14 protein-coding genes are annotated in these 12145 nt (G+C 68.9%); 9 read left to right on the top strand and 5 right to left on the bottom strand.

The genetic code is table 11. The features are described 5' to 3' along the window. The 6 genes from CH341_RS21385 to CH341_RS21360 all read left to right on the top strand — a co-directional run. The coding region (locus CH341_RS21385; protein ID WP_146604565.1) for a hypothetical protein at window positions 1-314 on the top strand (314 nt) is incomplete at its 5' end. A 3-nt stretch (window positions 315-317) separates the two neighbouring features. Then, entirely contained in the window at window positions 318-710 is a 393-nt protein-coding gene (locus CH341_RS21380; protein WP_111421005.1) for an RNA-binding S4 domain-containing protein, read from the top strand. 179 nt (window positions 711-889) lie between these two features. Further along, a complete protein-coding gene (fdxA, locus tag CH341_RS21375) occupies window positions 890-1225 on the top strand; it encodes a ferredoxin FdxA (protein ID WP_111421004.1) in 336 nt (111 codons plus the stop codon). Window positions 1226-1833: 608 nt separating this feature from the next. After that, window positions 1834-2406 (top strand): CarD family transcriptional regulator, encoded by a 573-nt coding sequence (locus CH341_RS36480; protein ID WP_425376201.1) that lies wholly within the window; start codon window positions 1834-1836, stop codon window positions 2404-2406. Between the two features lie 159 nt (window positions 2407-2565). Beyond that, window positions 2566-2991: a PACE efflux transporter gene (locus tag CH341_RS21365; RefSeq protein ID WP_111421002.1), complete on the top strand. Its 426-nt coding sequence runs from the start codon at window positions 2566-2568 to the stop codon at window positions 2989-2991. 169 nt (window positions 2992-3160) lie between these two features. After that, complete coding sequence (locus CH341_RS21360) at window positions 3161-4720, top strand: toll/interleukin-1 receptor domain-containing protein (protein WP_111421001.1); 1560 nt, start codon at window positions 3161-3163, stop codon at window positions 4718-4720. 17 nt (window positions 4721-4737) lie between these two features. Here the strand turns inward: CH341_RS21360 and CH341_RS21355 are convergent, their stop codons facing one another. Then, on the bottom strand, window positions 4738-5688 hold the full coding sequence (locus CH341_RS21355) for a LysR family transcriptional regulator (RefSeq protein ID WP_111421000.1): 951 nt from the start codon (window positions 5686-5688) through the stop codon (window positions 4738-4740). A 93-nt stretch (window positions 5689-5781) separates the two neighbouring features. Between CH341_RS21355 and CH341_RS21350 the strand changes: the two genes are divergently transcribed. Further along, window positions 5782-6600 (top strand): NAD(P)H-dependent oxidoreductase, encoded by an 819-nt coding sequence (locus tag CH341_RS21350; protein ID WP_111420999.1) that lies wholly within the window; start codon window positions 5782-5784, stop codon window positions 6598-6600. Here the strand turns inward: CH341_RS21350 and CH341_RS21345 are convergent. Continuing rightward, a complete protein-coding gene (locus CH341_RS21345) occupies window positions 6581-7642 on the bottom strand; it encodes an esterase-like activity of phytase family protein (RefSeq protein ID WP_210208505.1) in 1062 nt (353 codons plus the stop codon). The two genes, CH341_RS21350 and CH341_RS21345, sit on opposite strands and share 20 nt — an antisense overlap. Beyond that, window positions 7639-9537 (bottom strand): cobaltochelatase subunit CobT, encoded by a 1899-nt coding sequence (cobT, locus tag CH341_RS21340; RefSeq protein ID WP_111420998.1) that lies wholly within the window; start codon window positions 9535-9537, stop codon window positions 7639-7641. The genes CH341_RS21345 and cobT overlap by 4 nt, the downstream gene beginning before the upstream one ends. 101 nt (window positions 9538-9638) lie before the next feature. Between cobT and CH341_RS21335 the strand changes: the two genes are divergently transcribed. Beyond that, entirely contained in the window at window positions 9639-9860 is a 222-nt protein-coding gene (locus CH341_RS21335; protein WP_146604564.1) for a hypothetical protein, read from the top strand. A 14-nt stretch (window positions 9861-9874) separates the two neighbouring features. Here CH341_RS21335 and cobS read toward each other — a convergent pair whose 3' ends face one another. Beyond that, on the bottom strand, window positions 9875-10861 hold the full coding sequence (gene cobS / locus CH341_RS21330) for a cobaltochelatase subunit CobS (RefSeq protein ID WP_111420996.1): 987 nt from the start codon (window positions 10859-10861) through the stop codon (window positions 9875-9877). A 233-nt stretch (window positions 10862-11094) separates the two neighbouring features. Beyond that, on the bottom strand, window positions 11095-11721 hold the full coding sequence (locus CH341_RS21325; protein ID WP_111420995.1) for a J domain-containing protein: 627 nt from the start codon (window positions 11719-11721) through the stop codon (window positions 11095-11097). A gap of 123 nt (window positions 11722-11844) precedes the next feature. Here CH341_RS21325 and CH341_RS21320 point away from each other — a divergent pair, with 123 nt between their 5' ends. Next, window positions 11845-12114 carry a BolA family protein gene (locus tag CH341_RS21320; RefSeq protein WP_111420994.1) on the top strand — a complete coding sequence of 90 codons (270 nt, stop codon included), beginning with the start codon at window positions 11845-11847 and terminating at the stop codon, window positions 12112-12114. Window positions 12115-12145: the final 31 nt, after the last annotated feature.

Here is a 12145-nt window from a genome sequence, read left to right as displayed (position 1 = left end):
GCGAGCGGCCCGCGCGTGGCGATCGCGGCGGCCGGCGTGGTCCGGACCGCGGAGAGCAGCGGACCGAAGGCGACCGCCAGGCCCATCGCGGCCGTCCGCGCGGCGGCCCGGATCGTGACCGCTCCGACCGGCCGCGGCACGAGGGCGGGCGGCGTCCCGACCGCAACGACCGCTCGGAGCGTCCGCCGCGCACCTATCAGAGCCGCGACGAGCGCTCCGACCGGAGCAACAAGGAGCCGGATCCGAACTCGCCGTTCGCCAAGCTGGCGGCCCTCAAGGCCCAGCTCGAGGCGAGCGCCAAGGAGAAGCACTGAGGCTTGGCCGATCCTGCCGATCTCGCCCGTCAGCGCATCGACAAGTGGCTGTGGCACGCCCGGGTGGTGCGCACCCGGAGCGCCGCCGCGGCTCTCGCGGCGGGCGGCCGGGTCCGGATCAACGGTGCGCGGATCGACGCCGCCAGCCGGCCGGTGAAGCCCGGCGACGTGGTCACCATCGCGCTCGACAGCCGCGTCCGGGTGCTGACCGTCACGGGCTTCGCCGAGCGGCGCGGCTCCGCGACCGACGCCCAGGCGCTGTTCCGCGACGAGAGCCCGCCCGAGCCGCCGCCCGATTCGGAGCCGTCCGCGGCTCCGCGCGAGCCCGGGGCCGGGCGCCCGACCAAGCGCGACCGCCGCACCCTCGACCGCTGGCGGGCCGGCGAGGACGACTGAGCGAAATATTTCGCCTCGCGCGGTTAACGGCGGCGAGCGATTCGGGGCGGCCGAGAGGTGATTCGGCGCGCCGAACGGGCTGTTCTTCGAGGCATCGGCTGCGGCAGTCGCTTGCACCCGGTCTGCCGATGCGCTAGGCACAGGCAAAACGGGCCGCGGGTGGCCGGCCGGAGCTGAGCATGACCTACGTCGTTACCGAAAACTGCATTAAGTGCAAGTACATGGACTGCGTCGAAGTGTGTCCGGTGGACTGCTTCTACGAAGGCGAGAACATGCTCGTCATCCACCCCGACGAGTGCATCGATTGCGGCGTCTGCGAGCCGGAATGCCCGGCCGAGGCGATCAAGCCGGACACCGAGCCGAGCCTCGAGCAGTGGCTGAGCCTCAACGCCGAATACTCGAAGACCTGGCCCAACATCACGGTGAAGCGCGATCCGCCGGCCGACCACAAGGAGTGGGACGGCAAGCCGGGCAAGCTGCAGCAGTTTTCGCCGAATCCGGGTGCTGGCGACTGAGCTTCGCGAGACTCCGCGGCGCCTGCCGCAGGCCGATCTGATCGACTGCCCGCGACTTGCGCGGGCGGTGGCGGGTGCAGCAACCCGCAACTCAATAAAATTTAATGTTCATTTGGTACGGTGATGGCCGAATGCCGCGCCGCACGGCTTTGTTTTTTGCAAAGAATGTGATATATAAGCATCACACATGAGATCACGGCCCCGACAGCTCCCTCCCGGGAGCATATTTTTTCGGGGCGTTCCTGAGGAACCGTCAGACGGAGGCGCGTTTGTCCGCGAGGAAGCGCGCGATCACAGTGGCAGGCAAAACTCGTCACAAGTCGAAGCTCAAGAAGGGCGGGGCCAAGGCCGCGACTCCTTCGAAGACCTCCTCCAAGGCGTCCATCAAAGCGTCGGCGGCAGCTCGGCGTCCGACTACGAAGACGACGCGCGCTCATGTCCGCCGCGGTCACGCGGCTGCGAAAACGCCGGCTCGGGCGGAAACACCCCCGACCGCACCGGTGAAGCAGGTCGTCAAGGCGGCCGCCAAGGCTTCGGCCAAACCATCCGCCCGCCCTCGGGTGGAGGACCCCGGCAAAAAGCCGGAGGTTGAAGGAGCAGTTCCCGGAATGTCCAACAAGAAGACGACCCAGCGTCAAGGCTTCAAGACGAACGAGTTCATTGTGTATCCAGCCCATGGCGTGGGTCAGATCACGGCGATCGAAGAGCAGGAGGTCGCAGGCCTCAAGCTCGAGCTGTTCGTCATCAATTTCGTGAAGGACAAGATGACGCTGCGGGTGCCGACCGCGAAGATCGCGGCCGTGGGCATGCGCAAGCTCGCGGAGCCGCCGATCGTCAAGCGGGCACTCGAGACCCTCAAGGGCCGGGCCCGCGTGAAGCGGACCATGTGGTCGCGCCGGGCACAGGAATACGAGGCCAAGATCAATTCCGGCAACATCGTCGCCATCGCCGAGGTGGTGCGCGACCTGTACCGCTCGGAGAGCCAGCCGGAGCAGTCCTACAGCGAGCGCCAGCTCTACGAGGCCGCGCTCGACCGGCTCGCCCGCGAGATCTCGGCCGTGCAGCGGATCACCGACACCGAGGCGGTGAAGGAGATCGAGGCGGCCCTGGCGAAGGGACCCAAGCGCGGTCCCGCCACCAAGGGCGGCGAGGACGACGAGGCCGAGGCCGAGGCCGCCTAATGTCGCCGGGGGCTGCCGCCCCGTCGATCGCCTGCCGAACGACAAAAAGCGCCGGCCCCCCGCCGGCGCTTTTTTTGTGACCGCACGTCCGTGAGGCGGGAACACGCGTCGCGCGCCCGGCCGCGGCGGAGCGATGAAGATGTCTGCGTCTGGTGTGAGATGAACAATCCGACGATCCGCCGGCTCGTCTATGTCGCCCTCTACGAGATGATCGCGATCGTGGTGGTCAGCGTCGCGCTCGCCTGGGTCGCCGACCGGCCGGCCCGCGACACCAGCGTGGTCGCGGTCGCCACGTCGGTCGTGGCGGTGAGCTGGGCTTATGTGTTCAACCTGATGTTCGAGCGGTGGGAGGCCTCCCGCCGGGTCCGCGGCCGCAGCCTGGCGCGGCGGGTGGCGCACGCGATCCTCTACGAGGCCGGCCTGGTGGTGATGCTGGTGCCGCTGATCGCCTGGCAGCTCGGCGTGTCGCTGTGGGAGGCGTTCCTGTACGACCTCGGCCTCATCCTGTTCTTCACCGCCTACACGTTCGGCTTCACCTGGGCGTTCGATCGTGTGTTCGGCCTGCCGGCCTCGGCCCGCGGCTAGACGCGGTCGGCGAGGCGGGGCGGGGGCCGGTCGATCGCACGGGTCCGTGCTGCGGGCCGGAACAGGTGCGGTGGAGCGAATATCGATCAAAGGTTGTTTATCCTCTATCGAGTGCACCTGAGGTTGCGGTAGGCTGACGCGCCCGTTCCGATTGCGTCAGGAGTCCCGCATGATGCCCAAGGCAAAGAAGCCGCGCTCGCATCCCCGTCCGGCCCGCTCGCGGGAGGTCGGAATCTTCATCAGCTATGCGAGCGAGGACCAGGATCTGGCGAAGGACGTGAACCAGGAGCTGCGCAAGCTGTTTCCGCGCGGCATCCGGATCTTCTTCGACCGGGCGAGCCTCGACGCCGGCTCCGAGTTCAAGGACGCCATCGATGCGGCGCTCGACACCTCGGACATTCTGCTGATCCTGTTCTCCGACCAGACCAAACCGAGCTACTCCTTCACGGGCTACGAGGCCGGATTCTTCTCCGCCTCGAAGACGAAGCGGCCGTCGCTGATCCCCGGGGTCGAGCGCGTCATCATCCCGTTCTGCATCGGTAGCAAGGCGCCGGCCGTCACCTTCAACCTGCAGCACATCAACATCGATCCCGATCAGGTCATCAGCCTGGTCGAGGATCCGGCCAGCTTCATGCGCAACGAGCCGAAGCCGCTCGACGACGACAATCCGGTGCTGCGCCTGCTGACCCGCATCGCCGAGATCGTCGGCCAGGCTTGGGATCTCGGCGACCGGGACGCGATCCGCGACAACATCCGCTACGCCGCCGACCGGCTCTATCTGCGGCTGTTCAAGTACCTGCAGAACCGCAAGTGCCAGGAGGACATTCCGGAGCGCAAGGTGATCATCCGCACCGGGCCGCCCGCCGCCAGCCGGGCCGAGCTCCTGGCCAACGCGACCGTCGAGCTGGAGGGCGGTTCGTTCAGCCTGTTCGGCATCTCCGAAATCCCGACCCGCAGCTTCGGCTGGTCGCAGTTCCTCGGCATGATCGTGCCGCGCGAGCTCGCCTCGGCCTGGGCCGAAGGCCTCAAGCTGATGGTCACGGCCGCTCTCGAACGCGACTTCGAGGACAATTATCACGTCGTCGCCAGCCTGAGGGGCGACAAGGCGTTCCGGCTGTTCGTCTCGCGCGTCGTGACGTTCTACAACGGCAGCACCGAGATCCACGTCTACGTGGTCGAGATGAAGTCGAAGGACTACGGCGACGAGATCACGACACGGCTGCTCAAGGGCATCTCGGTCGGGCTGCGCTTCCGGTTCCTGGTGCTGGAGGAGCAGAGCCCGTTCACGGTCGCCAAGCTGAGCTATCCGGTCGTCAAGATGAAGCCCGCCGTGACCGAGCTGCTGTCGCAGATCCGCGTGGTGCTGCGCGAGTCGCGCGAGGCGCGTCTCGACGAGCCCGACATCCTGGCGCGCATCTTCGGCGGCGACGGGCCGGCGATCGTGAAGCGCAATCTCGACACCTGGAACGGGACGCTGGCCGCGCTGGAGAAGGCCGCCCACGCGCTGCTCGCCGCCTCCGACGCCGATGCGGACCCCGTGAAGGCGACGTTCATCGCCGCGTTGCGCGACTTCGCCGAGAAGACCGACGCGATGAACCGCGAGTTCACGGCCCGCGCCCTGCAGGCGCTCGCCGACGAGATCGGCGACATCACCGGGGGCACGGCCCAGGGGCATGCCCGGGCCGTCACGCCTGCGGCGGAGGCGGGTCGGGCCAAGAAGGCGGGGTGAGGACGTGAACGGCCCGGTCAGCGCCGGCCGGTCGCTCCGGACGGCCGCGACGGGGTCTCGATCCCCGGGATTCGGCCGATCTGCTCGGCGAGGAAATCGACCAGCAGGCGAACCCGCGCGAGACCGGCGCGCTCGGGCACGATCAGCAGGTTCAGCGGCGTCGTCGGCAGGGCGTAATCGGGCATGATCGCGGTCAGGCGGCCGGCGGCGACGAGATCGTCGACCAGCCAGCGGTGCGCCGGCGCGATTCCACGTCCGGCGACCAGCGCTTCGCGCGCCGCGAGCCCGTGGTCGACCCGCAGCCGCCCGCCGAACGGGACGGCATGCCGGGTGCCGTCCGGCCCGTCGAGCACGAGCGTGTCGCTGCCGATCACGTTCGTCATGCGGATGCCCTCGTGACCGAGGAGATCCGGCGGCCGCGCCGGCGTGCCACGCGCCGCCAGATATTCCGGAGCGGCGGCGAGGATGCGGCGGCTCACGCCCACCCGCCGCAGCGTCATGGCGCTGTCGTCGACGGGCCCGAGCCGCACCGCCACGTCGACGCCCTCGCGTACGAGATCGACGCGTTCGTCGGTGAGGTCGAGCGCGACGTCGATGGTCGGCCAGCGGTCCTGGAACGCGAAGATCAGCCGGGTGACGTGGAGCACGCCGAAGGCTGCCGTGGACGACACCCGGACCGTGCCGCTCGGCGCCCCGCGGCTCCCGCGCGCCTCGTCGCCGGCCTGGTCGACGAGCCGCAGAATCTGGACGCAGTGGCCGTAGTAGTGGCGGCCCTCGTCGGTCAGGGTGACGCGGCGGGTGGTGCGGCCGAGCAGCGGCACGCCGACCGCCTCCTCGAGCTCGCGCAGGTGGCGCGAGATCGTCGATTGTCCCACCCCGAGCTCGCGCGCGACCGCGGACAGGCTGCCGCGCTCGGTGACCCGGACGAAGCTGCGCATGCGTTCGAGCGTGACGCCCGGCTTATCCATTTTTCGGCACGTCTTTATCCATTCCCGACAGCTACCGGATCATTCTGGACAGCGCTACGTCCGGGACACTGTTTCCGTCGGACGAGGTTGACCATGAATGTCCTGATCGTCTTCGCGCATCCCGAGCCGCGCTCGCTCAATGCGGCGCTCCGCGACGTCGCCGTCGCCGAGCTCGCGGCACAGGGCCATGCCGTGCAGGTCTCCGATCTCTACGCGATGCGCTTCAAGTCCGGGATCGACCGGGACGATTTCCCGACGCTGCCGCAGGATGTCCGCCTGAAGGTGCCGGGCGCCTCCAAGGTCGGATACGCCGCCGCGGCGCTGACCGACGACGTCGCCGCCGAGCAGGCGAAGCTCCTGTGGGCCGACGTGCTGATCCTGCAGTTTCCGCTGTGGTGGTTCACCATGCCGGCGATCCTGAAAGGCTGGGTCGACCGGGTGTTCGCCTATGGCTTCGCCTACGGGGTGGGCGAGCACAGCGAGGCGCGGTGGGGCGATCGCTACGGCGAGGGTGTGTTCGCAGGCCGGCGCGCCATGGTGATCACGACCACGGGCGGCTGGAAGGAGCACTATTCGCCGCGCGGCGTGAACGGGCCGATGGACGATCTCCTGTTCCCGATCAACCACGGCATCCTGTTCTACCCGGGATACGACGTGTTGCCGGCCTATGTGGTCCATCGCGCCGACCGCCTCGACGCGGCCGGCTTCGCCGCCGCCGCCGAGGGGCTGCGCGAGCGGATGCGGACGATCGCCACCACGCCGCCGATCCCGTATCGCCGCCAGAACGGCGGGGATTACCTGATCCCGGCCTGCGAGCTTCGTCCGGAGTTGGGCGACCCGTCGGCGCCCGGCTTCGCGCTCCACGTCGACGACCGGCCGCGCGAACCCGGCCTCACTCGTCCACCAGCGTGAACTGCAGCAGCAGGGTGCGCTGCAGGAACGAGAAGTTGTCGTCGGAGATCAGCGTCAGAACGGTCTCGCCGTCCGCCGTCAGGTGGGTGCCGAGCGCCTCCATGTTGTCGATCTGGAAGCCCATGTCGGCCGCGGCCAGCATGGGTCCGTCGACCACGGCGCCGGGCGCGATGGCGGCGATCGGGATGCGGCGCAGCCGCATGGCGACGCCGGTGGTCCAGGTGAAGCGGCGCTCCAGCAGCAGCAGATCGCCGTCCGGCAGCACGGTGGCGTCGCTGATGTCGAAGCCGTCGTGGCGGGCGATGGCGAACAGGCCCGGGCGCGGCCCGCCGACCAGCGCCGCCTTGATGTTGCCGGCCGGATCGAGCGCCCTCTCGGTGATCACGATCAGGGCGCCGGCGAGCGGCGAGCCTTTCGGCACGGCGGCGAGCGCCTCGATGCCGCGATTGTTGGGGAGGCCGGTGAGACCCTGCGGCCACGGCACCAGGCGGGCCGGCGCGGCGACGCCCTGCTTGCCGAACTCGAAGCGCACGATGCGGTTGACGCGCTCGATGCCGACATAGACGACGCCGTTCTGGTCGGCCGTGATCGCTTCTGTGTCGTACCAGCCGCGCGCCGCCAGCGTGCGCCCGTCGGGGCCGAGCATCGCCGCCATGGCGGCGTCGGCGATGCCGACCGGCCGGGCGCCCTGGTAGACGATGCGGCCGGTCAGCCAGTCCGACTTGTCGGTGACGGCGACGAAGCGCTCGGCGTCGAGCATCTTCAGGCCCGAGATGCCGCCGAACGCCTTGTGGCTGGAGGTGAGCTCGAGGCCGCCGCGGAACTGCAGCCGTCCGAAGCGGACGCGATCCGGCTTGCCGGGCTCGAAGGCGAAGATCGGCCGCGCCTCGACGGTGATCGGCTCGCCGCGGTCGCCCAGCACGGCCGGGTTGGGCTCCGCCTGTCCGGCCGGCGTCAGCAGCCCCGTCGTGATCAGGGCGGCCAGCGCACCGGCGAGCACGAGGCCGACGCCGGCCCGTCGCGCCCGCCCGGAGGCGCTCACGCGTCGTACCGCCGCTTGGTGCGCTGCTTGCGCTCGCGCGACATCGCCTGCTCGTCGAACAGCTCGGCGAGCTTGTCGGTCATCACGCCGCCGAGCTCCTCGGCGTCGACGATGGTGACGGCGCGCCGGTAGTAGCGCGTCACGTCGTGGCCGATGCCGATGGCGATCAGCTCGACCGGCGAGCGCTGCTCGATCTCCTCGATGATGAAGCGCAGATGGCGCTCGAGATAGTTGCCGGAGTTGACCGACAGGGTCGAGTCGTCGACCGGCGCGCCGTCCGAGATCATCATCAGGATCTTGCGCTGCTCGGGCCGCGCCAGCAGGCGCTTGTGCGCCCAGTCCAGCGCCTCGCCGTCGATGTTCTCCTTCAACAGGCCCTCGCGCATCATCAGGCCGAGATTTCTCCGCGCCCGGCGCCACGGCGCGTCGGCCGACTTGTAGATGATGTGGCGCAGGTCGTTGAGGCGGCCCGGGTTGGCGGGCTTGCCGGCGGCGAGCCACGCCTCGCGGGCCTGGCCGCCCTTCCAGGCGCGGGTCGTGAAGCCGAGGATCTCGACCTTGACGCCGCAGCGCTCCAGCGTGCGGGCCAGGATGTCGGCGCAGGTCGCCGCCACCGTGATCGGGCGCCCGCGCATCGATCCGGAATTGTCGATCAGCAATGTGACGACGGTGTCGCGGAAATCCGTGTCCTTCTCGTGCTTGAACGAGAGCGGATGCATCGGGTCGATGACGATGCGGGTGAGGCGGGCCGGATCGAGCAGGCCTTCCTCCAGATCGAACTCCCAGGAGCGGTTCTGCTGGGCCATCAGGCGCCGCTGCAGGCGGTTGGCGAGCCGCGCCACGACGCCCTGCAGATTGGCGAGCTGCTTGTCGAGATAGCTGCGCAGCCGGTCGAGCTCCTCGGGCTCGCACAGATCCTCGGCGCCCATCATCTCGTCGAACTTGGTGAGGAACGGCTTGTAGGACGGGCCGCGCGGCTCGTTCGGCCGATTGCGCATGCGCCACGGCTCGGCGGCGGTCTCCGGATTGCCGGTCTCGGAATCCTCCGGCATGTCGGCCGAAGGCGCGTCGAGCGCCTCGGTCGAGCTCTCGGGCAGCTCGTCGGCGGAGGCGTCGGCCTCCTCGACGCTGGAGCGCTCCATCTCCTCGGTGTCCGAGGACTGGCCGTCCTGGCCCTGGTCGTCCTTCTGCCCGTCCTCCTTGTTCTGGTCGGACTCGTCCTCCTCGTCGGCGCGGCCGCGCTCGTCGCCCATGTCGAGCGAGTCGAGCAGGTCGTGGACGGCGTCGCCGAAGGCGCGCTGGTCCTCCAGGAACCGGCCGAGCTTGTCGAGATCGCGCCCCGCCTTCTCCTCGATGACGGGTCGCCACAGCTCGACGATCTTGCGGGCCGGAACGGGCGGGGCCTGACCGGTCAGCCGCTCGCGCACGATCATGGCGAGTGCGTCCTCGAGCGGCGCGTCGGCCCGGTCGGTGATGTCGTCGTAGCGGCCGCGGTGATAGCGGTCGTCCAGCATCGCCCCGAGATTGTGGGCGACGCCGAGCATGCGCTTGGCGCCGATCGCCTCGACCCGCGCCTGCTCCACCGCCTCGAACACGGCGCGCGCCTGCTGGCCGCCCGGCATCAGCTTCCGGTGGACGGCGTTGTCGTGGCACGCCATGCGCAGCGCGATGGCGTCGGCATGGCCGCGCACCACCGCCGCATCCTCACGCGAGAACTTTCGCGGTGGCTCGGGCAGCCGTGCCTTGTTGCCGGCCGCGCCCGGCCGGTCGGTCGCGAACTGCACCTCGAGATCGGGCTTGCGGGCGATCGCCCGCAGGCACACCCCGACGGCCCGCTTGAACGGCTCGTTGGGGGCTTCCTTGCCGCCTTTGCCCTTGCTGGTGTTCGACGCCATGGTGAATCCACGACCTTTATTTGCCCGGTCTGATCGCCTAACTTTACTACCGGAGCGAGCGAGACCGAGCCATGGCCGACCCTGAGAACCAGACTCTTCACGTGCTGCGCGACATCCGCACCGTCATCGAAGCCTTGAGCCGCAACGTCGACCAGAACCAAGCCGAAACAAACCGACGGTTCGACGACGTCACCGACCGCATCGAGAAGATCCGGAAGCTCGCCTTCGGTGAAAGCGTCCTCGGCCGCTATGCCGCGGGGGAAGTGGAGGAGCGGCTCGATGCGATCGAGCAGCGCCTGTCCGACCTCGAAACCCGCGGCTGATCGTCACCGCCGCCTCAGCTCAGCGCCACGTTGACGGACGACTCCGGCAGCTCCTGCCCGAAGCAGCGCTGGTAGAACTCGGCGACCAGCGGCCGCTCCAGCTCGTCGCACTTGTTCAGGAAGGTGACCCGGAACGAGAAGCCGATGTCCTTGAAGATGTCCGAGTTCTCGGCCCAGGTGATCACCGTGCGCGGGCTCATGACGGTCGAGAGATCCCCGTTCATGAAGGCGTTGCGGGTCAGATCGGCGACCCGCACCATCTTGCCGACGATGTCGCGCCCCTGCGTCGTGCGATAGTGCTTCGCCTTGGCGAGCACGATCTCGACCTCGTTGTCGTGCGGCAGATAGTTCAGCGTCGTCACGATCGACCAGCGGTCCATCTGGCCCTGGTTGATCTGCTGGGTGCCGTGATAGAGGCCCGAGGTGTCGCCGAGGCCCACCGTGTTGGCGGTGGCGAACAGGCGGAAGGCCGGATGCGGCTTGATCACCTTGTTCTGGTCGAGCAGCGTCAGCCGGCCCGAGACTTCGAGCACGCGCTGGATCACGAACATCACGTCGGGGCGGCCGGCGTCGTACTCGTCGAAGCACAGCGCGACGTTGTGCTGCAGCGCCCAGGGCAGGATGCCGTCGCGGAACTCGGTGACCTGCTGGCCCTCGTGGATCACGATGGCGTCCTTGCCGATCAGGTCGATGCGGCTGATGTGGCTGTCGAGGTTGACGCGCACGCACGGCCAGTTCAGGCGCGCCGCGATCTGCTCGATATGGGTCGACTTGCCGGTGCCGTGATAGCCCGTGACCATCACGCGGCGATTGCGGGCGAAGCCGGCCAGGACGGCGAGCGTGGTCGGACGATCGAAGCGATAGTCGGGGTCCGTGTCGGGCACGTGCTCGTCGGGCTCCGAATAGGCCGGAACCTCCATGTCGGAGTCGATCCCGAACAGCTGTCGGACCGACACTTTCATGTCCGGCAGCCCGGCCACGGCTTCTGTTGCGGCAGTCATTGCTCCTCCTGGCCCCGCGGGGGTGGGGCTTGCAGCGTCGGCGTCTTGTCGGCGAGACCGCCCGTTTCTTTAGCAGACCGTCCGCATGGCGCGGAAGCGGTCTCGGTGGCCGGTCTGCCGGTTCGGGAGTTTAACTCCATATGGGCGGGGGTGGGTGCGCTCACATCGTGCAAAAAAGCAGCACGCTCCGCTCCGCCGCACATGGCTCGGTCCCCCGGACGGGCGACCGCAGGTCAGCACAGCCCGGTCGACTTCAGGTAATTGTACGCCTCCAGGATCTCCCGCAGCTTGTCCTCGGAGCCGCGGTCGCCGCCGTTCGCGTCGGGGTGGTGGCGCTTCACCAGCTCCTTGAAACGGCTCTTGATTTCAGCCCGGCCGACGCCCGGGTCGAGGCCCAGCGAGGCGAGCGCCTTGCGCTCGGCATTGCGCACCGTGCGGCGCTCCTGCTCGGCCTGGGCGTGGGCCGGGTCGGGCCGCGAACCGGAGCCGAGCTCGCCATAGAGGTCGAACGGATCGCTCGGGTCGGCGCCGAAGATGGAGTCGGGGCGGAACCGGCGGGTGCGCGGGTTGCCGGACAGGCCCATCTTCCAGGTCGGCCGATGGCCCGTCACCGCGTCCTTCTGGTACTCGGCGACGGCGGAGTCGCTCATCCCGGCGAAGAAGTTGTAGTTGTGGTTGTACTCGCGGACGTGGTCGAGGCAGAACCGCCAGTACTCGCGCGCCTGGGTTCGACCCTTCGGCGCCCGGTGGGTCGCCACGCAGCCGCAGCCGGGCCACTCGCAGGCCGGGCCTTCGGCCGGTCGGCGGTCGCGCTCGGGCTTGACGCGAATGCGGTCGAACAAGGGTGAGTCGAACTTCATAACGGGCCATTATGGACGTCGTCCGCACCCCCGCAAGATTGACAGGGATCGGGCGATATGCTCGCCGACGGATTGTGCCGGGACGGAGCCGTGACGGGGACGATCTCTAACATAGGATGCGCCATGCTGGTTCGCGACGTTATGACGGAAAAGCTTTCCGCGGCGTTCTCGCCGTCGAGCCTCGAGGTGATCGACGAGTCGCATCGCCACGAAGGCCATGCCGGGGCGCGGCCGGGCGGCCAGACTCATTTCCGCGTGCGCATCGTCGCCGATGCGTTCCGTGGCAGGAGCCGGCTCGACCGCCACCGCGCCATCAACCAGGCGCTGGCCGCCGAGATCGCCGGCGGCGTCCACGCCCTGGCCATCGAGGCCTCGGCGCCGGGCGAGGGGTGAGGCTTGGTTCACCTCCCCCTGGAGGGGGGAG

The sequence above is a fragment of the Rhodoplanes roseus genome (genome assembly GCF_003258865.1).
Taxonomy (GTDB): Bacteria; Pseudomonadota; Alphaproteobacteria; order Rhizobiales; family Xanthobacteraceae; genus Rhodoplanes; species Rhodoplanes roseus.
Note: the sequence above shows the minus strand (reverse complement) of the source record. Positions and strands in the feature narration are given on the sequence as shown.

Coding starts and splice junctions, on each gene's coding strand:
- fdxA (WP_111421004.1), top strand. CDS start 890: ATGACCTACGTCGTTACCGAAAACTGCATTAAGTGCAAGTACATGGAC.
- CH341_RS36480 (WP_425376201.1), top strand. CDS start 1,834: ATGTCCAACAAGAAGACGACCCAGCGTCAAGGCTTCAAGACGAACGAG.
- CH341_RS21365 (WP_111421002.1), top strand. CDS start 2,566: ATGAACAATCCGACGATCCGCCGGCTCGTCTATGTCGCCCTCTACGAG.
- CH341_RS21360 (WP_111421001.1), top strand. CDS start 3,161: ATGATGCCCAAGGCAAAGAAGCCGCGCTCGCATCCCCGTCCGGCCCGC.
- CH341_RS21355 (WP_111421000.1), bottom strand. CDS start 5,688: ATGGATAAGCCGGGCGTCACGCTCGAACGCATGCGCAGCTTCGTCCGG.
- CH341_RS21350 (WP_111420999.1), top strand. CDS start 5,782: ATGAATGTCCTGATCGTCTTCGCGCATCCCGAGCCGCGCTCGCTCAAT.
- cobT (WP_111420998.1), bottom strand. CDS start 9,537: ATGGCGTCGAACACCAGCAAGGGCAAAGGCGGCAAGGAAGCCCCCAAC.
- cobS (WP_111420996.1), bottom strand. CDS start 10,861: ATGACTGCCGCAACAGAAGCCGTGGCCGGGCTGCCGGACATGAAAGTG.
- CH341_RS21325 (WP_111420995.1), bottom strand. CDS start 11,721: ATGAAGTTCGACTCACCCTTGTTCGACCGCATTCGCGTCAAGCCCGAG.
- CH341_RS21320 (WP_111420994.1), top strand. CDS start 11,845: ATGCTGGTTCGCGACGTTATGACGGAAAAGCTTTCCGCGGCGTTCTCG.